The 22160-nt window shown below is 58.1% G+C and carries 17 protein-coding genes; 14 read left to right on the top strand and 3 right to left on the bottom strand.

The window, feature by feature from the left end; translation table 11 throughout:
• The first annotated feature begins 2 nt into the window (after positions 1 to 2).
• The 7 genes from IBT47_RS08360 (at position 3) to IBT47_RS08330 (ending at position 8567) form a co-directional block, all read left to right on the top strand.
• The gene (locus tag IBT47_RS08360) at positions 3 to 632 is read left to right on the top strand and encodes a response regulator transcription factor (protein ID WP_105593867.1); all 630 of its coding nucleotides are present in this window, start codon (positions 3 to 5) and stop codon (positions 630 to 632) included.
• Positions 632 to 2170, top strand: a complete 1539-nt coding sequence (locus tag IBT47_RS08355; protein WP_200560089.1) for an MASE1 domain-containing protein — start codon at positions 632 to 634, stop codon at positions 2168 to 2170. The genes IBT47_RS08360 and IBT47_RS08355 overlap by 1 nt, the downstream gene beginning before the upstream one ends.
• 90 nt (positions 2171 to 2260) lie before the next feature.
• Positions 2261 to 3568, top strand: a complete 1308-nt coding sequence (gene uhpC / locus IBT47_RS08350; protein WP_200560088.1) for an MFS transporter family glucose-6-phosphate receptor UhpC — start codon at positions 2261 to 2263, stop codon at positions 3566 to 3568.
• A gap of 40 nt (positions 3569 to 3608) precedes the next feature.
• Positions 3609 to 4640 (top strand): ABC transporter substrate-binding protein, encoded by a 1032-nt coding sequence (locus IBT47_RS08345; RefSeq protein WP_105593870.1) that lies wholly within the window; start codon positions 3609 to 3611, stop codon positions 4638 to 4640.
• 63 nt (positions 4641 to 4703) lie between these two features.
• A complete protein-coding gene (locus tag IBT47_RS08340) occupies positions 4704 to 6773 on the top strand; it encodes an iron ABC transporter permease (protein WP_105593871.1) in 2070 nt (689 codons plus the stop codon).
• A gap of 11 nt (positions 6774 to 6784) precedes the next feature.
• Complete coding sequence (gene fbpC, locus IBT47_RS08335) at positions 6785 to 7855, top strand: ferric ABC transporter ATP-binding protein (RefSeq protein ID WP_200560087.1); 1071 nt, start codon at positions 6785 to 6787, stop codon at positions 7853 to 7855.
• A 19-nt stretch (positions 7856 to 7874) separates the two neighbouring features.
• Positions 7875 to 8567 (top strand): amino acid racemase, encoded by a 693-nt coding sequence (locus IBT47_RS08330; protein ID WP_200560086.1) that lies wholly within the window; start codon positions 7875 to 7877, stop codon positions 8565 to 8567.
• Between the two features lie 16 nt (positions 8568 to 8583).
• Here the strand turns inward: IBT47_RS08330 and IBT47_RS08325 are convergent, their stop codons facing one another.
• Positions 8584 to 9210 (bottom strand): serine protease, encoded by a 627-nt coding sequence (locus IBT47_RS08325; protein ID WP_200548072.1) that lies wholly within the window; start codon positions 9208 to 9210, stop codon positions 8584 to 8586.
• Between the two features lie 464 nt (positions 9211 to 9674).
• On the opposite strand from IBT47_RS08325, the gene IBT47_RS08320 reads away from it, so the two are divergent.
• Positions 9675 to 10838 (top strand): MFS transporter, encoded by a 1164-nt coding sequence (locus tag IBT47_RS08320; RefSeq protein WP_200560085.1) that lies wholly within the window; start codon positions 9675 to 9677, stop codon positions 10836 to 10838.
• Here IBT47_RS08320 and IBT47_RS08315 read toward each other — a convergent pair.
• The gene (locus tag IBT47_RS08315) at positions 10835 to 11755 is read right to left on the bottom strand and encodes a LysR family transcriptional regulator (RefSeq protein WP_200548070.1); all 921 of its coding nucleotides are present in this window, start codon (positions 11753 to 11755) and stop codon (positions 10835 to 10837) included. The two genes, IBT47_RS08320 and IBT47_RS08315, sit on opposite strands and share 4 nt — an antisense overlap.
• Before the next feature lie 126 nt (positions 11756 to 11881).
• Between IBT47_RS08315 and lysA the strand changes: the two genes are divergently transcribed.
• Entirely contained in the window at positions 11882 to 13135 is a 1254-nt protein-coding gene (lysA, locus tag IBT47_RS08310) for a diaminopimelate decarboxylase (protein WP_200560084.1), read from the top strand.
• A gap of 834 nt (positions 13136 to 13969) precedes the next feature.
• Positions 13970 to 14455 carry a GNAT family N-acetyltransferase gene (locus IBT47_RS08305; protein ID WP_200560083.1) on the top strand — a complete coding sequence of 162 codons (486 nt, stop codon included), beginning with the start codon at positions 13970 to 13972 and terminating at the stop codon, positions 14453 to 14455.
• 114 nt (positions 14456 to 14569) lie between these two features.
• Here the strand turns inward: IBT47_RS08305 and galR are convergent, their stop codons facing one another.
• Positions 14570 to 15571, bottom strand: a complete 1002-nt coding sequence (gene galR / locus IBT47_RS08300; RefSeq protein WP_200560082.1) for an HTH-type transcriptional regulator GalR — start codon at positions 15569 to 15571, stop codon at positions 14570 to 14572.
• A gap of 229 nt (positions 15572 to 15800) precedes the next feature.
• Between galR and IBT47_RS08295 the strand changes: the two genes are divergently transcribed.
• The 4 genes from IBT47_RS08295 to IBT47_RS08285 all read left to right on the top strand — a co-directional run bounded on the left by IBT47_RS08295 (position 15801) and on the right by IBT47_RS08285 (position 22153).
• Entirely contained in the window at positions 15801 to 18074 is a 2274-nt protein-coding gene (locus IBT47_RS08295) for a molybdopterin guanine dinucleotide-containing S/N-oxide reductase (protein ID WP_200560081.1), read from the top strand.
• A 398-nt stretch (positions 18075 to 18472) separates the two neighbouring features.
• A complete protein-coding gene (locus tag IBT47_RS08290; RefSeq protein WP_200547076.1) occupies positions 18473 to 20188 on the top strand; it encodes a penicillin-binding transpeptidase domain-containing protein in 1716 nt (571 codons plus the stop codon).
• Between the two features lie 439 nt (positions 20189 to 20627).
• Entirely contained in the window at positions 20628 to 20816 is a 189-nt protein-coding gene (locus IBT47_RS27020; protein WP_234471798.1) for a toxin-antitoxin system HicB family antitoxin, read from the top strand.
• A 212-nt stretch (positions 20817 to 21028) separates the two neighbouring features.
• A complete protein-coding gene (locus IBT47_RS08285; RefSeq protein WP_200560080.1) occupies positions 21029 to 22153 on the top strand; it encodes an efflux RND transporter periplasmic adaptor subunit in 1125 nt (374 codons plus the stop codon).
• Positions 22154 to 22160: the final 7 nt, after the last annotated feature.

The raw sequence follows: 22160 nt of genomic DNA, 5'->3' as shown, positions 1-22160 counted from the left end.
TCATGATTAACGTAGCCCTGATCGACGACCATATCGTGGTGCGTTCCGGTTTTGCTCAGCTTCTCTCCCTGGAAAGCGATATCCAGGTGACCGGCCAGTTTGCTTCCGCCGCCGAGGCCTGGCCGCATCTGCTGCGCGAGCCTTTCGACGTAGCGGTGCTGGATATTGCCATGCCGGATGAGAGCGGGCTGAGCCTGCTGTCCCGGCTGCGGCAGCAGCGTCCGGGCTTCCGGGCGATTATCCTCAGCATTTATGACACCAGCGCCTTTGTGCAAAGCGCGGTGGATGCCGGTGCCAGCGGCTATCTGACTAAACGCTGCGGGCCGGAGGAACTGGTACAGGCGGTGCGTTCGGTCAGCGTCGGCGGGCTTTACCTGTGTGCCGATGCGCTGCGTGCGCTGCGCCAGACCCGGCCCGTACCCAAAGAGCTGACTTCGCTGACGCCGAGAGAGAAGCAGGTATTCGATCTGCTGATTAACGGTATCAGCGTGAAGGCGATTGCCGACCAGCTGGCGCTCAGCCATAAAACCGTGCACGTTCATCGCGCCAACGTATTGGGCAAACTGAACTGCCAGACCACCGTTGAGCTGGTGCACTTTGCCCTTCAGCATCAGCTGCTGAGCCATACCTGATGCCGCAGGTGCGCCATATTGTTTTATCGCTGATGCTGGCGCTGTTTTTCGCCCTGGGCTGGCTGGCGCTGTGGACCATCGGCCTGTGGCTGAGCCAGAACGGCCAGCAGGCGGTGCTGCTACTGCCTGCCGGACTGCATCTGGCGCTGATGATCCTGCTGCCGAAGCGCTACTGGGCGGCGCTGCTGCTGGTAGAAGCGATCCTGCTTAGCTGGCTACAGCTGGAGCAGCTGATCGTGCGGCCGGTGATGCTGCTTTCGCCGCTGCTGAGCGTGCTGCCTGCCTGGGTCTGCCAGTCTCAGTGGCATCGCTACACGCTTTACTGGCAGCGGCTGATCCTGCTACTGGTGGCTGTGACCCTGAACACGCTGCTACAGGGTGTGACGATCGGCCCTTGGCTGGAGGAAGCGGTCACTCAGACTCTGCTGGCCAGCTTTACCGGCGGGGTACTGCTTACGCCGTTTATCTACCTGATTTATGAATATCTCAAACAGCAGCACCTCAGCGATATGCTGGCGCAGCGCATGCCCGATCCGCCGCTGCGCACCTCGCTGCTGATCTGGTGCTCGGTGATTTTCGCCATCGGCGTTTGCGTGCAGGTATCGATTGCCCCGGATATGGAGCGGCTGCTGCTGATCTTTGTTTTCCTGCCCAACGTGGTGATGGCCTACCGCTTTGGCTGGCAGGGCGGGGTGCTGTCGGCGATCGTCGGCAGCGTGCTGATTACCCTGACCCGGCAGGCCAGCGGCGCGTTTCACGATCTGCGCGAGCTGGAGCTGTTTCTCTCCACCCAGGCGCTGCTCGGCATCGGGCTGGGGATTGCCGTCAGCCGTCAGCAGCAGCTGGCCCAGCATCTACAGCGCTATCGTCAGCAGCTGGAAAAAGAGCTACAGGCCCGGCACCGGCTGATGGCACAGCTGGTGGACACTGAAGAACAGGTGCGTAAAGCCATTGCCCGCGAGCTGCACGATGAGATCGGCCAGAACATTACCGCCATTCAGATCCAGGCAATGCTGGTGGCGCGCGGCAGCGATGCACCGGCGGCCAGACAGGCCGCAGGGCAGATTAGCGACCTGTCGCGGCGCATTCATCGCACCACCCGCCAGCTGCTGCGGCAGATCCGCCCGCCGGTGCTGGACGAAATGGCGCTGGATAAAGCGCTACAGCATCTGGCCGCCGAGTTCTCCTTCGCCGATCGCGGCATTGATTTCCAGCTTCATTACCGACTCAGCACCTCTCCTACGGATGAAACCCTGACCTTCACGCTGTATCGCGTGGTGCAGGAGCTGCTGAACAACATCAGCAAACATGCGGGAGCACGACAGGTGGTGGTGACGCTGGAAGAGAAGCCGGGCCTGCTGACGCTGAGCGTTAGCGATGACGGCATCGGCATCACCGAACCTGTCGTTAGCGGTTTTGGCCTGCGCGGAATCGAGGAGCGGGTGCGGGCGCTCGGCGGCGACTGGCAGCTCCTGCCGCCGCCGGGAACCTGCATAACTGTTAACTTGCCCACAAAATCACGCGAAACTGCGCCCTGACCAGGAATAATTCCTGGTTCATTCCAACTTTGTCTCATGCCCCGGCGTAATGCCTTCCCTATATTAGCCCGTGATGACCCGGAGGTTTACATGGCAGCCATCACCCTGACGCCAGAGCAGATTAGCCAGCGCTACCGTTATTGGCGACCGCGACTGCTGTTCACCATGGTGATCGGCTATGCCGCGTTTTATCTGACGCGGCGCAGCATCAGCCAGGTAATGCCGGTGATGCAGCTGGAACTGGGACTGGATAAAGCCGACATCGGCCTGCTGGGCACGCTGTTTTATCTGGTCTACGGCGCATCGAAATTTCTGTCCGGCACAATCAGCGATCGCACGCCCGCACAGTGGTTTATGGGCGGCGGGCTGATCGCTACCGGGATACTGAATATCGTCTTTACCTTCTGCGGCTCGTGGAGTGCGCTGCTGCTGGTATGGACGCTGAACGGTTTTTTCCAGGGCTGGGGCTGGCCGCCGTGCGCCAAGCTGCTCACCCACTGGTATTCGCGCAACGAGCGCGGCTTCTGGTGGGGCTGCTGGAACACCTCGATCAACCTTGGCGGCACGCTGGTGCCGCTGCTGTCGGGCTGGCTGGCGATGCGCTGGGGCTGGCAGGCCGCGCTGCTGCTGCCGGGGATTATGGGCATTCTGATCGGCATCTGGCTCTGCTGGCGGCTGCGCGATAAGCCCGCCGCACAGGGACTGCCGACGGTGGGGGAATGGCGGCGCGATCCGCTGGAGCTGTGGCAGCAGGAGCACAGCCCGGCGATGTCGATGCGCGATATTTTGCGCCAGCAGATTCTGGCCAATCGCACCATCTGGTTGTTGGGCGTTTCTTACGTGCTGGTGTACCTGATCCGCATCGCGCTCAACGACTGGGGCAACCTGTGGCTGACCGAGGCCCACGGTGTAAATCTGCTGAGCGCCAATACCACGCTGACGCTATTTGAGCTGGGCGGAGTGATCGGGGCGCTGTTCGCCGGATGGGGTTCGGATCTGCTGTTTCGTGGCCAGCGTGCCCCGATGATTTTGCTGTTTGCCTTAGGTCTGTTCCTCAGCATGGCGGCGCTGTGGCTGGCACCGGTACATCACCGGTCGCTGCTCTCGGTGTGCTTCTTCAGCCTGGGCTTTTTTGTTTTTGGCCCGCAGATGCTGATTGGCCTGGCGGCGGTGGAATACAGCCACAAGGCCGCGCCGGGAACCGTTACCGGATTCCTCGGCCTGTTTGCTTACCTGGGCGCCGCGCTGGCGGGCTGGCCGCTGGCCCAGGTGATGCAGCACTACGGCTGGTCGGGCTTTTTTGCCCTGCTGACCGCTACCGCAGGCTGTATCGGCGTGCTGCTGATGCCGCTGCTGATTGCCGGACTGAACCGGCAGAGATTTAAACAGGCTCCGTAACCGACGGGGTCTGCCGACCCTCGACGATAAGGATAACCTGATGAAACGTTTAGCCCTCTCTACCCTGATCGCTGCCGGGCTGGCAGTGAGCGCGATGTCCGGTGCGGCACATGCCAAAGGCCGCCTGGTGATCTACTGCAGCGCCACCAACGCCATGTGTGAAACTGAAGCGAAAGCCTTCGGTGAGAAGTACGATGTGAAAACCAGCTTTATCCGCAACGGCTCCGGCAGCACGCTGGCGAAGGTCGATGCCGAGAAGAATAACCCGCAGGCCGATGTCTGGTACGGCGGTACGCTCGATCCGCAGTCTCAGGCCGGTGAAATGGGGCTGCTGGAAGCCTATAAATCCCCGGTGCTGGATCAGATCATGCCGCAGTTCCGCGATCCGGCCAAAGTGAAGGGCAACTACTCTTCGGCGATCTACATCGGTATCCTCGGCTTCGGCGTCAACACCGATCGCCTGAAGCAGAAAAATCTGCCGGAGCCAAAGTGCTGGAAGGATCTGACCAACCCGATCTACAAGGGCGAGATCCAAATTGCCGATCCGCAAAGCTCCGGCACCGCCTACACCGCGCTGGCGACCTTTACCCAGCTCTGGGGGGAAGATCAGGCCTTCGACTATCTGAAAAAGCTCAACGCGAACGTCTCTCAGTACACCAAGTCCGGCATTGCCCCGGCGCGTAACGCCGCCCGTGGTGAAACCGCGATCGGCATCGGCTTCCTGCACGACTACTCGCTCGAAAAAGACAAGGGCGCACCGCTGACCCTGATCTCTCCATGTGAAGGCTCCGGCTATGAAGTCGGCGGCGTCAGCATCCTGAAGAAAGCGCGCAATATCGACAACGCCCGTCTGTTCGTGGACTGGGCGCTGTCGAAAGAAGCGCAGGAGCTGGCGTGGAAGCAGGGGCAGTCCTACCAGATCCTGACCAACACCACCGCAGAAACCTCACCGAACTCGCTCAAGCTGGATGACCTGAAGCTGATCGATTACGACATGGATAAATACGGCGCCACCGAGATGCGTAAGCATCTGATCAATAAGTGGGTTAACGACGTGAAGATGGGGCAGTAATTCTTAACTTTGGCGCGGCCTGCTGCCGCGCTATCGCTTTCGCTTCAACCTCCGGGGAACACTATGAGTGATGCCACAGCTCTGCGCCTGCCGCAGGGACGGGATACTGTTTTTATCTGGCTGGTGATACTGGTGGCGGGCTACCTGCTGCTGCCGATCTTCAGCCTCGACTACGGCCTGCTGGAATCAACGTCTGACGAGATTCTCGCGGCCTACGGCTGGTCGGGTGCCAATATCAGCCAGGCGTGGCTGCTGCTGCCGCTGGTTCTGCTGCTGCGGCCGGTTCGTGGCACGGCTTCACGCGGGCGACACCGCTTCGACGCGGCATGGGCACTGGGCTGCGCCGTCTTTATGGTGGTCAGCGCCGCCTGGCTGGAGCGCGGCCTGGGCTACGGCAGCATCGTTATTTTCTGCGCGCTGGGCGGGGTCATGACCGTGGCGCTGTCGCGCCTGGAGTGGCTGGGTGGTGACCGCTTTGTATTGGGATCGCTGATCGCCATCGTTGCGCTGATTGGCCTGTTTATCATCTGGCCGAGCCTGGCGATCTTCAAACCGATGATCACCGCCGATGACGGTACTTTTGCGCCGCTGCAGTTTATGGCGGTGCTGGGGCAGAAGCATATTCTGCAGGTGATCTGGAACTCCTTCCTGCTGAGCGCGGCGGTCGGCATCGGCTGTACCTTCTTCGGTATGGTGCTGGCGATCTACACCACGCGCATCGCCAAACGCTCGGCGCTGCTGGGGCGGGTGTTCTCGATCCTGCCGATTGTCACCCCGCCGTTCGTTGTCGGTCTGGGTGTGACCCTGATGATGGGCCGCTCCGGCTACGTCACGGAGTTTATGGTTAACTACCTTGGCCTGACCAACACCAACTGGCTGTACGGTTTTACCGGCATCTGGCTGGCGCAGGTGCTGGCCTTTACCCCGATGTCCTTTATGATCCTCGACGGCGCGATCAAAACGCTGCACCCGTCGCTGGAAGAGGCGTCCTACACGCTGCGCGCCAGCCGGCTGCAAACCTTCCGCCGGGTGTTCCTGCCGCTGCTGAAACCGGCGCTGGCCAACTCGTTCCTGATCGTTATCGTCCAGTCGCTGGCGGACTTCAGTAATCCGCTGGTGCTGGGCGGCAACTTTGACGTGCTGGCTACGCAGATCTACTTCTACATTACCGGCGCACAGCTGGACTATACCTCGGCCAGTACGCTGGGCGTGATCCTGCTGCTGTTTTCACTGCTGGTGTTCTGCGTGCAGTATCTGTGGATCGGTAAACGTTCCTACGTCACCATCTCGGGCAAATCCTCCCGTGGCGACGTGCAGCCGCTGCCGGTGTCGCTGGTGTGGTCGGTGACGGCGATGCTGTGGGTGTGGATCGCCTTTAACGTGTTGCTGTATGGCAGCATCTTCTTCGGCAGCTTTACCGTGAACTGGGGCGTGGACTACACCCTGACGCTGGATAACTTCAGCAAACTGTTCGGTCAGGGCTTCAGTGACGGCGCGTGGCCATCGCTGCTCGACACCTTGCTGTACGCCGGGATCGCCGCGCCGATTACTGCTATTTTCGGCCTGCTGATTGCCTACGTGGTGGTGCGTCAGCAGTTCCGCGGCAAGAAGGTGATCGAGTTCTCCACCATGCTGTGCTTTGCCGTTCCGGGCACCGTGGCGGGCGTTTCCTATATCCTCGCCTTTAACGGTGCGCCGGTGTATCTGACCGGGACCGCGGCGATTGTGATTATCTCGATGGTGATGCGTAACGTGCCGGTCGGCATCCGCGCCGGGATCGCCGGGCTGGGCCAGCTGGATAAATCGCTGGATGAAGCCTCGCTCAGCCTGCGTGCCGGATCGCTGCGCACCGTGCTGTATATCATCCTGCCGCTGCTGCGCCCGGCGATCCTCTCGGCGCTGATCTACAGCTTCGTCCGTGCGATCACCACCGTCAGCGCGATTATCTTCCTCGTTACGCCGGATACCCGTGTGGCCACCTCCTACATCCTTAACCGCGTTGAGGACGGAGAGTACGGCATGGCGATCGCCTACGGTTCGATTCTGATCGTGGTGATGCTGGCAATTATCTTTATTTTCGATGCGCTGGTGGGTGAAGCGCGCGTGGCCCGCTCGCGGGCGAAAACCCGTTAATTAAGGTGCATATGAATACTAACTTCGCGCAAACCCAGGAAAAGAAAAGCTTCGTTGAACTGCGCAACGTGGCAAAACGCTTTGGCAGCAACTCGGTGATTGAAAACCTCAGCCTCGCTATCCCGAAAGGGGAGATGGTGACGCTGCTGGGGCCGTCGGGCTGCGGTAAAACCACCGTGCTGAGAATGGTCGCCGGGCTGGAGAAACCCAGCGACGGGCAGATTTTTATCGACGGGGAAGACGTGACCCATCGTTCGATCCAGCACCGCGATATCTGCATGGTGTTCCAGTCCTACGCCCTGTTCCCGCATATGTCGCTGGGGGAGAACATCGGCTATGGCCTGAAGATGTTGGGCAAACCGAAAGGCGAGATCCGCGACCGCGTGGAAGAGGCGCTGGAGCTGGTGGATCTGGCCGGTTTCGCCGATCGCTACGTCGATCAGATCTCCGGCGGACAGCAGCAGCGCGTGGCGCTGGCCCGTGCGCTGATCCTCAAGCCGAAGGTGCTGCTGTTCGACGAACCGCTGAGTAACCTGGATGCCAACCTGCGCCGCAGCATGCGTGAGAAGATCCGCGAACTGCAGCAGCAGTTCAATATCACCTCGCTGTACGTCACCCACGATCAGAGCGAAGCCTTTGCGGTTTCCGACACCGTGCTGGTGATGAACAAGGGGCAGATTATGCAGATCGGCGAACCGCAGCGGCTTTATCGCTTCCCGGCTTCGCGCTTTATGGCCAGCTTTATGGGCGATGCCAATATCTTTGAGGCGCAAATCAGCGGCAATCGCGTGGAGATCCTCGGCTACGCCATCCCGCGCCCGGAAGGGTTTGCGCCGGGCATGCAGCACTGTACCGTCGGCGTGCGCCCGGAAGCCATCACCCTCGGATTACAGGGCGATGCCAGCCAGCGCTGCACGATTAAAAAAGTCGCCTATATGGGGCCGCAGTACGAGGTGCTGGTGGAGTGGCAGGGGCAGCAGCTGCTGTTGCAGGTCAACGCCACCGAACTCCAGCCTTCACCGGGTGATGAGTTCTATCTCCAGATCCATCCGTTTGGTATGTTTGTGTTACAGGATCAATAACACGGACTGAGGAACGGGAATGAAAACACTGGGACTGATCGGCGGCATGAGTTGGGAATCGACGTTGCCGTACTATCGGGCGATCAACGAAGGGATCAAGCAGCGCCTGGGCGGGCTGCATTCGGCGAAGCTGGTGCTGTGGAGCGTGGACTTCTACGAGATAGAAGCCTGCCAGGCCAGCGGCGACTGGGATAAAGCCGGGCAGATGCTGGCGGATGCTGCGGTGGCGCTGAAGCGGGCAGGGGCCGAAGGGATCGTGCTCTGCACCAATACCATGCATAAAGTGGCGCAGCCGATTATTGACCAGAGCGGCCTGCCGTTCCTGCATATCGCCGATGGCACTGCGGAGGCGATCAAGCGGGCGGGCATGTCACAAGTTGCGCTGCTGGGGACGCGCTACACCATGGAGCAGGATTTTTATCGCGGACCGATGCTCGCGCAGCACGGCATTACCACGCTGATACCCGATGAAGCCGATCGTCAGCAGATTAACCGCATCATCTTCGATGAGCTTTGCCAGGGGCAGTTTACCGCCGAGTCTAAATCGCGCTATCTGGCGATTATCGACGGCCTGGTGGCGCGAGGCGCAGAGGGCGTGATTTTCGGCTGTACGGAAATCGGGCTGTTGCTGAATGCCAGCGACTGCCCGGTCCCGGTGTTTGACACCACCGCCATTCATGCACAGGCGGCGGTGGAGTTTATGCTGCGGTGAGCTCCTGACTGACTGATCAGGACTTCACTGCATCATTCAGCCAGTCTTTAAAGCGTGAGTAGGGAACATACAGAGAGACATCGCGATAGCGCGGCTTGCCGGTTTTCAGATCGTTAACGGTGTCCGTGTAGCCAACAATCACCCCACCAATTGAATCGTCGGAGGCGTTATACACCGCGCCGCCCGACATTCCCTGCACCACCCCGGCGTTGGTGGCGACCACCACGCAGGGTTTTTTATTCCATTCGTTGACCAGCCCGGTATTAATCAGATTGACCCCGCTGGAGGCCATCGGCAGCGCGGAGATAAAGCTGTAGCCGTACATATTCACTTTGTCGCCAATCTTGCCGTTGCGGAAACGCGGTTCCTGTTTCAGCCCCTCATTCTTGTGGTAAATCACTGCCAGATCGCACTCCGGGTGGTAAGACTTCACCTCGTACATCGACAGCTTCGCCACGTGAGCCGCGGTCAGGCTGTAGTTCGCCGTCAGCGGAATGGTGGTTCCCAATGCCCCGGCACCCAGGATGGTGGGGATGCCGGTTACCGTCATATCGACCCGTTTTTCAGCTTCACTGCTGTACTGATACTTCCCTACTGAACACCCGCCCAGACAGGCGGCTAGCAGGCAAATAACCACTCTCATCGATAATCCCCAATGATTAGTTGAAAAGATAGCCGGTGAAGTAAGCGTTTCTGCATAACGCCTTTGGCTATCCACAGCAGTAATTTCATATTGTTAACGATCTCAATAAGCCTAACGGCAACGGGGGAGATCGCAATGAAATGGTATGGAATTTCCAAAAACCAGGAGTTTTCCGCAGGAAAAAACATTAGCTGGTGTTATGTGTTTGTTCACGCCAGGTGAATATTTCGCCATGTCATTAATATCCGGTGTTTTTTTCGCTTACGTTTGGCGCGGATGTTGGGGGATTAATTATTGCTAATTTGGCAACACACCCTTGCCTGCGCCGTGCTGTAAGCGATTCCTCGCCTGTGTTTTAATGTCGTTCTGTGACCTTCGTCGCGTATCGCGTAAAAAATATTCACCTGACGATAATGGCCCTCCACGTAGGGGGCTGAATTCTGACAATCCTGGGAGTGTGTGAAATGCCTGTTTCATTACTGGCACTGGCGCTGAGCGCCTTTGCTATCGGCACCACCGAGTTCGTGATTATGGGGCTGTTGCCGGAGGTCGCGAGCGATCTGCAGGTATCGATCCCGTCTGCGGGCTGGCTGATCAGCGGCTATGCGCTGGGCGTGGCGATTGGCGCGCCGATTATGGCGCTGCTGACGGCGAAACTGCCGCGTAAACGTACGCTGATCCTGCTGATGGTGATTTTTATCATCGGCAATATTCTCTGCGCGCTGGCCTACAGCTACAACCTGCTGATGCTGGCCCGCGTGGTTACCGCGTTATGCCACGGTGCCTTCTTCGGTATCGGTGCCGTCGTGGCGGCAAGCCTGGTGCCGCCGGGCAAGCAGGCGTCCGCCGTGGCGCTGATGTTTACCGGCCTGACCCTGGCCAACGTGCTGGGCGTGCCGCTGGGCACCTGGTTTGGTCAGCTGTTCGGCTGGCGTGCCACCTTCTGGGGCGTATCGGTGATTGGCGTACTGGCGTTTATCGGCCTGATTGTCAGCCTGCCGACTAATCGCAATGAAAAGCCGGTGGATCTGGCCAGCGAATTCAGCGCGCTGAGCAGCGGCAAGCTGTGGTTGTCGCTGCTGATGACGGTGTTTTTCGCCGCCGCGATGTTTGCACTGTTCAGCTATATCGCCCCGCTGCTGCTGGAAGTGACCGGAATTACCGATCGCGGCGTCAGCTGGACCCTGTTCCTGATCGGTGCCGGTCTGACCGTGGGTAATACCCTGGGCGGCAAGCTGGCGGACTGGCGCGTGTCGTTCAGCCTGATCCTCAGCTTCTCGCTGATTGCGGTGTTCTCGCTGCTGTTCAGCTGGACCTCTCACGCGCTGTGGCTGGCGGAAATCACCCTGTTCCTGTGGGCGATGGCCACCTTTGCCACCGTGCCTGCGCTGCAAATTAACGTGGTACGCCACGGTAAAGATGCGCCGAACCTGGTGTCCACGCTGAATATTTCCGCGTTTAACGTCGGCAATGCCCTCGGTGCCTGGGTTGGCGGTGCGGTGATCGGTGGCGGCTACGGCCTGACGGCGGTGCCGGTTTCTGCGGCGGTGCTGGCGGCAATCGGCCTGATTATCTGCCTGGTCACCTTCCGCGGTTCCCGCGCGCAGGGGCAGCCGGTTAGCGCTTAATTCAGCTGCTGCTCCAGGCGCTGGCTGAACAGGCCGATATGCTGCTGAAGATGTTCACTGAAGGCATCAACCAGCGCCGACGCGGGCCGGTGACGCGGCCTGATTAAACTGACGGTGAACGGCACTTCCACGCTGAAGCGCCGCATCACCACTCCGCTGTCGGCGTAATCCAGCGCCGTCAGCGGATTCACAATCGACACGCCCACTCCCGCTCTGACCATCGCGCACACCGACGCCGCGCTGTGCGTTTCCATTACCATCCTTCGCTGCACGCCCTGTTCGTTAAACAGATTATCCAGCAGCTGGCGATAGCTGTCGGTGCGCGACAGGCTGATATAATTTTCGCCGGCAAAATCCTGCGGCGTCAGGCAGTCGCGACGCGCCAGCGGGTGGTCCTTCGGTAGTACACAGACTTCATTTTGCGTGAACAGCGCTCGGCGCTCGGTCCCGGCGGGCGTGTGGCTGGTTTCAGTCAGCCCTAAATCGTAACGCTGTGCCGACAGCCACTCTTCCAGCAGCGGCGACTCCTGCGGGATGATATTCAGGCTGACTTCCGGGTACTGCTGCATAAACGGCTGGCACAGCAGCGGCAACAGCGACTGGGAGAAAACCGGCAGGCAGGCGATGGAAAGCTCGCCCTGACGAAACTGCCGCAGGCCCTCGGCGGCGCTGATAATTCTGTCCAGCCCGTACCAGGAACGCTGCACCTCTTCGAACAGCCGCAGGCCCTGTACGGTGGGCTGCAGGCGTCCGCGTACCCGTTCAAACAGCTGTAATCCAATCAGTTTTTCAAAGCGCGCCAGCTCGCGGCTGACGGTCGGCTGCGAGGTGTGCAGCAGTGCGGCCGCCTCGGTGAGATTGCCGGTGGTGATCACGGCATGAAAAATCTCAATGTGGCGCAGGGAGACTCCGGCCATCGCTTTCTCCACGGGAAGACAATTCAGTTAAGCCATATCATGGATGAATAGACTGCGATAAAACAGATATTTTTATGCCGTCAGGAGATGTGGCGTAATAGCGTTATTCACTTATGGAGAACCCTTATGCCACGCCTGCTGACCGACACCACTACCGCTCTGAATCAGGACAATCTTTTAGCCCTTGCCCGCCAGACGGGCGGCCCGGTCTGGGCTTACGACGCCAGTATCATTGAGCAGCGCATTGCTCAGCTGCAGCAGTTTGACGTGGTGCGCTTCGCCCAGAAGGCCTGTTCGAATATTCATATTCTGCGCCTGATGCGTGCCGCGGGCGTGAAGGTCGATTCCGTGTCGCTGGGTGAGATTGAGCGCGCCCTGGCGGCGGGCTATCAGGCGGGCGGCGACGAGATCGTCTTTACGGCCGACCTGCTGGATGAGCCAACTCTGGCCCGCGTGGCGGAGCTGAAGGTGCCGGTCAATGCCGGTTCTGTCGACATGCTGCACCAGCTGGGTGCCGTATCTGCCGGGCATCCGGTCTGGCTGCGCGTTAACCCGGGCTTCGGCCACGGCCACAGCCAGAAAACCAACACCGGCGGCGAGAACAGCAAGCACGGTATCTGGTTCGGCGATATGGCACTGGCGCTGGAAGCGGTTCAGCGCTATCAGCTGAAGCTGGTCGGGATTCATATGCATATTGGCTCCGGCGTGGACTACAGCCATCTGGAGCAGGTCTGCGATGCGATGGTGGATCAGGTGGTCAGCTTCGGTCAGGATCTGGAAGCGATTTCTGCCGGTGGCGGTCTGTCGATTCCGTATCGTTTTGGTGAAGAAGCGATCGATACCGATCACTATTTCGGTCTGTGGGATGCCGCCCGCCAGCGCGTGGCAAAACATCTGGGTCACCCGGTAAAACTTGAGATCGAGCCGGGTCGTTTCCTGGTGGCCGAGTCGGGCGTGCTGGTCAGCCAGGTGCGCGTGGTGAAAGAGATGGGTAGCCGTCACTTCGTGCTGGTGGACGCGGGCTTTAACGATCTGATGCGTCCGTCCATGTACGGCAGTTATCACCACATTTCCGCGATTGCAGGCGATGGCCGTCAGCTGGACGAGCAGAATACCGTCGAGACGGTAGTGGCGGGTCCGCTGTGCGAGTCGGGCGATGTGTTCACCCAGCAGGAAGGCGGCAAGGTGGAAACCCGCGCGCTGCCGGCGGTGAAGGTGGGGGATTATCTGGTGTTCCATGATACCGGTGCCTACGGTGCGTCGATGTCGTCAAACTACAACAGCCGTCCGCTGCTGCCGGAGGTGCTGTTCGAGAACGGTCAGCCACGGCAGATCCGTCGTGCGCAGACCGTGGCGGAGCTGCTGGCGCTGGAACTGTAATGAGTCGTTAAAATCGGGCGGAGCTGCTGGCGTTGTCTGATGCGATAGCGCAGGCGGATGGCTATCCCATGTTGTCTGACGTAACGGTGTTCACGCAGACGGGTGGCTACCCCGTTCGGGCGGTCCTCGCGCCGCTTGCGCGGTCCCCTCACTGCATTCGTCAGCCCGACGGAGCGGCCCAGACGGGCGTCCTGCCCGGCTGTGCCTTTCGGCCACGTCCGTGTGGCCGAATCCTGGCTTCCTCATTACGTTCAGCGCTGCGGATGCTCCGATCGGGGTAGCCACCCGTCTGCGCCATTAGCTTAGTGTTGTCTGTGGCTAAACTCTTCGTTTCGCGTGCAGCTTTAGAAAACAGCGGTTTCAAGTATCCGGGGGGCAGAGACTTTTTGTATGCTTCGACCGGAGTAGCCCTTCTGTGCCGTCGATTTAGTGTTGTCTTTAATTGGTAGGAAATTGCCAAACTCGCCTGTAGCTTTTAGCAGATAGCGACTTCAAGTGTAAGAAGGGGAACAGCCTCTGCGGATGACGGGCAATCCGCAGCGCTGAGGTGAAGGCATCAGGCCAGGAGATGCCAGCAGGGAAGCTGGCGTCAGGCTAAGCCGGGCAGGACGCCCGTCTTAGCCGGTCCGGCAGGCCGGATGCCGTAGCCGAAGGCACCGCAAAGCGGTGCGAGGACCGCCCGGCAGCCGCAGAGGCTGTCCCCCGATCTCATCACCCGGCAGCTTCAGAACCCAATAGCCACAGAGGCTGTCCCCCGATCCCCTAACCCCGCAGCCAAACCCCGTTCCCTGTGGTAATTTACTGAACTCAAAACCATCACCCCGGAACCGCACCATGACCACCCCACGTATCGTGCCGCTCGCCGACGCCACCGAACATCGCGAAATCATCACCGACTGGCTTTGGAAAGCGTTTGGCACCGATAACAGCCGCGACTTTTTTGCCAGCGTCATCGACAGCAGTCTGGCAGGTAGCGACCTGCCAATCACCTTTGTGGCCCTCGACGGTGAACGCCCTGTGGGAACGGTGGGGCTGTGGCGCTGCGATCTGGTCAGTCGCCAGGATCTGTTTCCCTGGCTGGCAGCGCTGTACATTGATGAAAGCTGGCGCGGGCGGGGGCTAAGCGAGAAGCTGCAGCAAACCATTATCGATTGCTGCAGACAGCGCGGTGACGAGAATCTCTATCTCTACTCAGCCTGCATGGGCTACTACGAAAAGTTCGGCTGGCGCTATATCGGTGATGCGCTGGACTATCCCGCGACCACCGTACATCTTTACTCTAAGTCTTTGTCGTCAGACACTGAACCGCTGAACCGCTGAACCGCTGAACCGCTGAACCGCTGAACTGCTGAACTGCTGAACTGCTGAACTGTTGAACTGTTGAACTGTTGAACTGTTGAACTGTTGAACAGCTGAACCGCTGTCGCTGTCGGTTCAGGCTGGCGTTCCCACTGAATGACGGCGCACCAGCGTCGGGCTGAACAGATGGGTCACTTCCGGCAACGGCTGAACGTGGGCCAGCGCCAGCGCCAGCATGGCAGCCTGCTGCGCCATGGTGATAATCGGATAGCGCACGGTCGTCAGGCGTGGGCGAACGTAGCGTGACACCAGCACGTCGTCGAAGCCGATCAACGAAATCTCCTCCGGCACCCGCACGCCGTTATCGCTCAGCACCGCCAGCGCACCTGCCGCCATCGAATCGTTATAGCAGGCCACCGCACTGAAGGTTTTTCCCTGGCCAAGCAGCTCGGTCATCGCCGTTTCACCGCCCACCTCATCCGGCTCACCGAAAGCGACCAGCCGATCGTTGCAGGGCAGGCCATGCTCTTTCAGCGCATCGTAGTAGCCCTGCAGGCGGTCGCTGGAGTCAGAAATGGAATGATTAGAGCAGATAAAGGCAATATTTTTATGCCCTTGCTGGATCAGATGTCGGGTGGCCAGCCAGGAACCGTAACGGTCATCCAGCGCAATGCAGCGCTGTTCATAGCCCGGCAGCACGCGGTTCAGCAGCACCATCCCGGGAATTTGCTTCATCAGGCCGATCAGCTCGCTGTCCGGGACTTTTTTTGCATGCACCACCAGCGCCGCACAGCGGTGGCGAATCAACTGTTCAATGGCCTGACGCTCTTTTTGCTCATTATGGTAGCCGTTGCCGATCAGCAGAAAATTACCGGTATTCCATGCCACTTCATCGACAGATTTTACCATTGCGCCAAAGAAGGGATCGGAAACGTCCCCGACCACTAACCCAATGGTTTCCGTGGACTGCTGCGCCAGCGCGCGGGCGTTGGCATTCGGATGATATTTCAGCGACTCCATCGCCTGCGTCACCGCCTGGCGCGAATTTTCACTGGCCTTAGGGGAGTTATTGATGACGCGAGAAACGGTTGCTACCGACACCCCCGCGAGTCTGGCGACATCCTTTATGGTAGCCATAGGGTCCAACCTTTCTGGGTAAGCGTTTACATTGCAGTAGTGTTGCGGAAAGCCGCAGTGACTGCAAGCCTGGAGAATGCGCCGGGCGTCGCAAAGCTGAGGATTTTCCTCTTTGGGTTCACCTGATTGCAGGCGGTTCATTCTGATAAAGTGAACACGGTTTCACTCCGTTACTGAGCGATGCTATTCTGAGTTTCCAGAAAAACTGACACCATGACCGGGTCCTCGCATGACGTTAAAAAAACTCCCTCACCTTGCCCACTGGGGTGCCTTCAGTGCCGTTGTTGAAAATGGCAAACTGCTGCGCTGTGACCCCTTTTTCGCTGACCAGGATCCGTCACCGATGCTCAATACCATTCCGGAACTGGTCTATTCGGATAAGCGTATCCGCCAGCCGATGGTGCGCCGCTCGTGGCTGAAATCCCGGGAGAAGAGCGATCGTACGCTGCGCGGACGCGAGGATTTTGTCGCAGTGGATTGGGAAACCGCGCTCGATCTGGTTGCCGAGGAAAACCGCCGGGTGCGCGACCGCTATGGTGCCAGTGGGATCTTCGACGGTTCCTACGGCTGGTCATCGGCGGGCCGCGTTAACCATGCCCGCACGCTGGTGCGCCGTTTTTACAACCTTGGCGGCGGCGGCATTGATCAGCAGGGCAACTATAGCTGGGGTGCCGCGCAGTTCTTTTTACCTTATGTGATTGGCACCTATATGCCGCTGACCGGTCGCGTTACCGACTGGCCGGATGTGGTCAAACACTGTGAAGTTTTTATCGCTTTTGGCGGACTGGCGCTGAAAAACGCACAGGTTGCCTCCGGCGGAGCGGGCGAGCACAGCCTGAAGCCCGCGCTAGAGCAGCTGGCGGCAAAGGGCACGCCGGTCATCAACATCAGCCCGATGCGTGACGACTGCCCGGAGTTCGTCAATGCTGAATGGATTCCGATCCGCCCGAACACCGACGTGGCGCTAATGCTGGCGTTAGGATTTGAAGTCGAGCGCATGGGGGCGGTGGATAATGCCTTCCTGCAGTCGCACTGCGTGGGTTATCCGCAGCTCAAAAGTTATCTGCTGGGGGAAAGCGACGGCCAGCCGAAAACGCCGCAGTGGGCCAGCGAGATTACCGGTATCCCGGCCGCGCGCATCGCGCTGCTGGCAAAGCAGCTAAGCGGCAAGCGCAGCTTTATTACCTGCTCCTACTCGGTTCAGCGCGCCCATCGCGGCGAACAGCCGTACTGGATGATGATTGCCCTGTCGTCAATGCTGGGTCAACCGGGCCTGCCGGGGGCCGGTTTCTCGTTTGGTCACGGCTCCATGAACAGCGTCGGCAATCCGCGTATTGAAGGCCCGTCTCCCCTGATGTCTACCGGGGTTAACCCGATTGCGCACCGGGCGATACCGGTTGCCCGTATCAGCGATATGCTGCTTCAACCCGGCGAGGAATATACCTTCCAGGGCGAAACGCACACCTACCCGGATATTCATCTGATCCACTGGGCGGGCGGCAATCCGTTCCACCATCATCAGCAGCTGAACCGCCTGGTCGAGGGCTGGCAGCGCCCGGATACGGTTATCGTGCAGGATATCGTCTGGACTCCCGCAGCGCAGATGGCGGATATCGTTTTGCCTGTGACCACCACCCTTGAGCGCAATGATATCGGCGGATCGTCCAAAGATCGCTTCGTGCTGGCGATGCATCAGGCGATTGCACCACAGCATCAGGCGCGCAACGACTTTGATATCTTTGCCGATCTGGCCGAGCGGCTGGGGTATCGCGACACCTTTACCGAAAACCGCAATGAAATGGAGTGGATCAAACATCTCTACCAGCGCTGCGCGGTGGCCCACAATCACAAGGGGGTCGACTTCCCGGAGTTCGAAACATTCTGGGAGGAAGGGCACGTGGAGATCCCGCTGCCGAAGGAAGACTGGGTATTTATGGCTGATTTTCGCGCTAATCCGGTGGCCAATCCGATTAAAACCGCCAGTGGTAAAATCGAACTCTTTTCGGAAACGATTGAGGGCTATCAGCTTGCTGACTTTGGCCCGCATCCCGAATGGCGCGAGCCTGCCGAGTGGCTGGGATCGGAAGTTAAACAACGCTTCCCACTGCATATGATTTCTATTCAACCCGGCGACCGTCTACACAGTCAGCTGGATGCGACGCCAACGGTGCAGGCCAACAAAACGGCCGGGCGCGAAACGCTGTGGATGCATCCGCTGGATGCGGCGGAACGCGGTATCAGCGACGGTAACGTGATTGAAGTCAGTAACGATCGCGGCCGCATTCAGGCCGGTGTGCGCCTGACGGAAGGCGTCAGTCAGAATGTGGTGCTGATTTCCACTGGTGCCTGGTTCGATCCCGGGTTTGGCAAAGCCTGGCGGGACTACGATCGTGCCGGAAACCCTAACGTACTGACGCTGGATATTGGTACTTCGTCTTTAACCCAGGGGCCGAACGCCATGAGTTGCCTGGTGGAGATTCGCAAACTGCCTGAGGTGGCCTGACGGGATGAAGGGGGGTTAGCCTGAATGTTGGCGATTCATTGCTAAAACCCCTACAAATCACATAGCTGGTTACATTTTGCGGGTAACTGTTGCGATTCCTGAGTAGCGAGCCGATGCGGCGGATTGATACAGTTCAGATCCCAGAGGTATTGATGGGTGAACATCAAAAAGTATTTATCGCTTTGTTTCACCGACCTGCGCAGATGCGCAGGTTTTTTTTGCCTGTAATCTAAGGGTTTTCTTACAGATTACTGATTTTATTCATCTTTTTTTCTGAACTTTCTGCATGACTTCTCCTCTCGCTTAATCACGATCTGAAACACTGTTTGCCTGTTAACTCCGAATCATTTTTTGTATAAACGCCAGAGAGTTATCACGCACCCTGTTCTGGAAAAAACATGCCTCCCTTGAAAAGATCGCTGACCAAATCTCAGCCAGCCCCGACGTTAAATCCCGTTCGATTCCGCCTTGTCTGTGTGGGCGTGCTGGCATGCCTGGGTGTTTTGCTCGCGCGGGTGGCCGATTTACAGTTGATTAACCATCCGATGCTGGAAAAAGAGGCGGATGAACGCTCGCTGAGAACCGTTACCTTACCGACCAACCGTGGCACCCTGCTCGACAGGAACGGCGAAGCGCTGGCGCTCAGCGTGCCCTCGCGCGATGTGATTGCCGATCCGCAACGAGTTTTAGAAGCGCATCCGGATTTTACCAGCGCCAAGTGGGCCTATCTGGCTAATGCGCTGGAGCTCAGGCCGGAGGAGATCGCGGCACAAATTAATGCTAATCCCAATCGCCGCTTCCTTTATCTGGGGAGAAAGATCGAGCTGGGCATCGCGAAAGATATCTCCAAACTTCATCTGACCGGTATTACCACCGTCTATGACGACAGCCGTTTTTATCCTATGAGTGAGGCCACCGCGCCGCTTATTGGTATCGTTGGTGCAGACAGCAACGGGCTGACCGGGCTGGAGAAAGGTTTTGATAAAGTCCTGCAGGGTACGCCCGGCGTGGAGAAATATCGTCAGGACGCCAACGGCAATATTGTGGCAATGATTAACTACGAGCCGCCTCAGCAGCCGCCGACGGTGCAGCTGAGTATTGATAAGTTCGACCAGTACACTCTGTACAGCAAGCTGCGCGATGGTGTACTGCTGAATAAGGCGGACTCCGGTGCGGCGGTGTTGATTAAGATCGATACCGGGGAGATCCTCGGGATGGCCTCTTATCCCTCATTTAACCCGAACAATTTTGCCAAAGTATCGCCCGCGCAGATGCGTAACACGGCGATTAATGACAGCTACGAGCCGGGCTCAACGGTTAAACCGCTGGTGGTAATGGAAGGGCTGATCCGCAAGCTGGTTCGCCCGGACTCAGTACTGGATACCACCCCTTACCGGGTTAACGGCCATCTGATCCGCGATGTTGGCCACTGGTCACGATTAACGATGACCGGCATCCTGCAGAAATCGAGTGATATCGGCGTGTCGCATATCGCACTGGCGATGCCTGCAGAGGTGCTGGTGAATACCTATCAGTCGTTTGGCCTGGGTAAACCAACCGGCCTTGGGCTGACCGGCGAAAGCGTCGGCTACTTCCCCCTGCACCGTCAGCGCTGGGCGGACATTGAACGTGCAACGTTCTCATTCGGCTATGGTTTACGCGTTACGCCGCTGCAAATTGCGCGTGAGTACGCCACGCTGGGTTCATTCGGCGTTTATCGCCCGCTGTCGATCACCAAGGTGACACCGCCGGTGTTAGGTACGCGGGTTGCCGATCAGGATACGGTCAAAACCGTGGTGCATATGATGGAAAGTGATGCGCTCCCTGGCGGCAGTGGGGTGCGTGCGGCGGTGCCGGGCTATCGGCTGGCAATTAAAACCGGTACGGCGGAAAAAATGGGTGACAGCGGCAAATATGACGGCGGCTATATCAACTATACCGCCGGCGTGGCCCCTGCCAGCAATCCTCAGGTGGCACTGGTGATTATGATTAACCACCCGACCGCCGGGGATCACTTTGGTGGCTCGGTAGCGGCACCGGTATTTGGCAATATTATTGGTCCGGTGCTGAAGCATATGAATATCGCGCCGGATGCACTTTATAACCCGGGTTAGGAAAAACCTCAGGATGTTCAATATGTAAAGAAATGAGCGGCCGGTCATGACTGGTTGCATTTAGCGCCATTCATTTGCTTTTGTTTGCTGGTTTCAGGATCGGCTTCTGGTGACAATAGCAGTCCCAGAGGTATTGATTGGTGTGAATACAGTCTGCTCCCGGCGGACTGCACCCTGTTCAGTTGCACCAACCCACGCGGATGCGTGGGTTTTTTTTTGTCTGTATCTTCAGAATCTTACTCTTTGTTTCAATCCAGAAGAACGCTCACAACTTTCAATATTCTGTTTACATCTTTCACCTGAATCCACCAAAGAAATAATTGCATTGAGGCTAAGCTGCCCCCAGCACCGTCAGCATCGCATTCTGTTAACGGTGTCAGCCCCTTGATGGTGTTGGTAGCGCGACAAGGGGCGTTCTTATTCCCAGGAGCTGATTACTATGCCGAAACTTAAAGACAGGACGCCTAAAGTCGGTGGACGTTCAGCAGCCTTTCAGCTGCGAATACATCCTGAGCTTCATGCTCAGATTAAGTCGTTGACGGATGATGACAACATTACCCTTGCATATTGGCTCAAGGAACTGGCCCGGCGAGAGCTGCGTCGCCGGGGAATTGAGCCCAGAGGCTGATCAGATACAGCCTGCTAATTGTCAGCCAGCAGGCTGTAACCAACGTACTGGTGACCCAGCGTTATAGGGGCCATTCAACGCTTTAAGCAAACATATTTGACGTAAGCCCAGCTGTGTTAAGGCCTGGCTCAGCTCCCCGGTATGTTATTAACTCATCTTGAGAATAGTCACTCTCGTTATTAAATTTAAAGGTTATGGTAAGAGATTAAATTATGAGATCAACGATCCTTCCCCTATGTCTGGTTTTTATGCTTGCAGGCTGCGATCAGGGAACCAAAGACACCACGGTAAAACCGATCAGTGTTGGTGTGACAACACTCAAAAGTCAGCCGGTAACGCTATTTACACAACTTCCTGGCAGGACGACAGCGGTCAGGACGGCCGAAGTGCGGCCGCAGGTTAGCGGTATTATTCTCAAACGTCTGTTTGTTGAGGGAAGTGACGTTAAGGCCGGGCAGCCCTTATATCTGATCGATCCCGCCAGTTACCAGGCGACCTACGACAAGGCGCTGGCAACACTGGAAAATGCCCGCCAGCTGGCGACACGCTACAAACCGCTGATGGAAGCCAGAGCCGTCAGCAAACAAAGCTACGACGATGCCGTTGCCGCGGAAAAACAGGCGAAGGCAGAATTAGAAATTGCTCAGGTTAATCTCAACTATACCAACGTTCGATCGCCGATCACCGGCAGAATCGGGCGCTCTCTTTATACCGAGGGTGCGTTGGTGACCAATGGTCAAAGCAATTACCTCACGACAATCCAGCAGCTAGACCCGATCTACGTAGACGTCAGTGAATCGTCGTTGCAGCTACTGCGTCAGCGGCGCGCGCTGGCTGAAGGCAAGTTACAGGCCGTAGGGGACAACGCCGCTGCCGTTAAGCTAACGCTGGAAGATGGTTCGGACTACGTCCATATGGGCAAGCTGGAGTTCTCGGAAGTAACTGTCGATGAAACCACCGGCAGCATTACGATGCGTGCATTTTTCCCGAATCCCAACCGTGATCTGCTGCCGGGTATGTTTGTACACGCGGTTCTGCCTCAGGGTGTTGCTCATCAGGGAATACTGGCACCGCAGCCGGCCATTATGCACGACCCTAAAGGCCGTCCTTATGTCTACAAAATTGGGGCAGATAATAAAGTGGTTGAGCAGGCTATTAAAACCGGCGAGATGATTAACGGCCAGTGGTTGGTCACTGAAGGACTTAAGTCGGGCGACCGGGTTGTTGTTGATGGATTACAGCTGGTCCGTAATGGCAGCCTGGTTTCGCCCAGTGAGCATCAGCCTAAAGTCTTTAAGCGGGCTAACTTAACCACTGCCGATCCCTCAGCGCAGTAAGGAAAAC

It is taken from the genome of Erwinia sp. S43, from assembly GCF_016624745.1.
In the GTDB taxonomy this organism is placed as follows: domain Bacteria; phylum Pseudomonadota; class Gammaproteobacteria; order Enterobacterales; family Enterobacteriaceae; genus Erwinia; species Erwinia coffeiphila.
This window is presented reverse-complemented; position numbering and strand designations above follow the sequence as displayed.

What these genes read in the sequence shown, in the direction of transcription:
- galR (WP_200560082.1), bottom strand. Translation starts at nt 15,571, where the DNA reads ATGGCTACCATAAAGGATGTCGCCAGACTCGCGGGGGTGTCGGTAGCA.
- uhpC (WP_200560088.1), top strand. Translation starts at nt 2,261, where the DNA reads ATGGCAGCCATCACCCTGACGCCAGAGCAGATTAGCCAGCGCTACCGT.
- IBT47_RS08325 (WP_200548072.1), bottom strand. Translation starts at nt 9,210, where the DNA reads ATGAGAGTGGTTATTTGCCTGCTAGCCGCCTGTCTGGGCGGGTGTTCA.
- IBT47_RS27020 (WP_234471798.1), top strand. Translation starts at nt 20,628, where the DNA reads ATGCCGAAACTTAAAGACAGGACGCCTAAAGTCGGTGGACGTTCAGCA.
- IBT47_RS08320 (WP_200560085.1), top strand. Translation starts at nt 9,675, where the DNA reads ATGCCTGTTTCATTACTGGCACTGGCGCTGAGCGCCTTTGCTATCGGC.
- IBT47_RS08285 (WP_200560080.1), top strand. Translation starts at nt 21,029, where the DNA reads ATGAGATCAACGATCCTTCCCCTATGTCTGGTTTTTATGCTTGCAGGC.
- IBT47_RS08290 (WP_200547076.1), top strand. Translation starts at nt 18,473, where the DNA reads ATGCCTCCCTTGAAAAGATCGCTGACCAAATCTCAGCCAGCCCCGACG.
- IBT47_RS08355 (WP_200560089.1), top strand. Translation starts at nt 632, where the DNA reads ATGCCGCAGGTGCGCCATATTGTTTTATCGCTGATGCTGGCGCTGTTT.
- IBT47_RS08295 (WP_200560081.1), top strand. Translation starts at nt 15,801, where the DNA reads ATGACGTTAAAAAAACTCCCTCACCTTGCCCACTGGGGTGCCTTCAGT.
- IBT47_RS08340 (WP_105593871.1), top strand. Translation starts at nt 4,704, where the DNA reads ATGAGTGATGCCACAGCTCTGCGCCTGCCGCAGGGACGGGATACTGTT.
- lysA (WP_200560084.1), top strand. Translation starts at nt 11,882, where the DNA reads ATGCCACGCCTGCTGACCGACACCACTACCGCTCTGAATCAGGACAAT.
- IBT47_RS08360 (WP_105593867.1), top strand. Translation starts at nt 3, where the DNA reads ATGATTAACGTAGCCCTGATCGACGACCATATCGTGGTGCGTTCCGGT.
- IBT47_RS08345 (WP_105593870.1), top strand. Translation starts at nt 3,609, where the DNA reads ATGAAACGTTTAGCCCTCTCTACCCTGATCGCTGCCGGGCTGGCAGTG.
- IBT47_RS08330 (WP_200560086.1), top strand. Translation starts at nt 7,875, where the DNA reads ATGAAAACACTGGGACTGATCGGCGGCATGAGTTGGGAATCGACGTTG.
- fbpC (WP_200560087.1), top strand. Translation starts at nt 6,785, where the DNA reads ATGAATACTAACTTCGCGCAAACCCAGGAAAAGAAAAGCTTCGTTGAA.
- IBT47_RS08305 (WP_200560083.1), top strand. Translation starts at nt 13,970, where the DNA reads ATGACCACCCCACGTATCGTGCCGCTCGCCGACGCCACCGAACATCGC.
- IBT47_RS08315 (WP_200548070.1), bottom strand. Translation starts at nt 11,755, where the DNA reads ATGGCCGGAGTCTCCCTGCGCCACATTGAGATTTTTCATGCCGTGATC.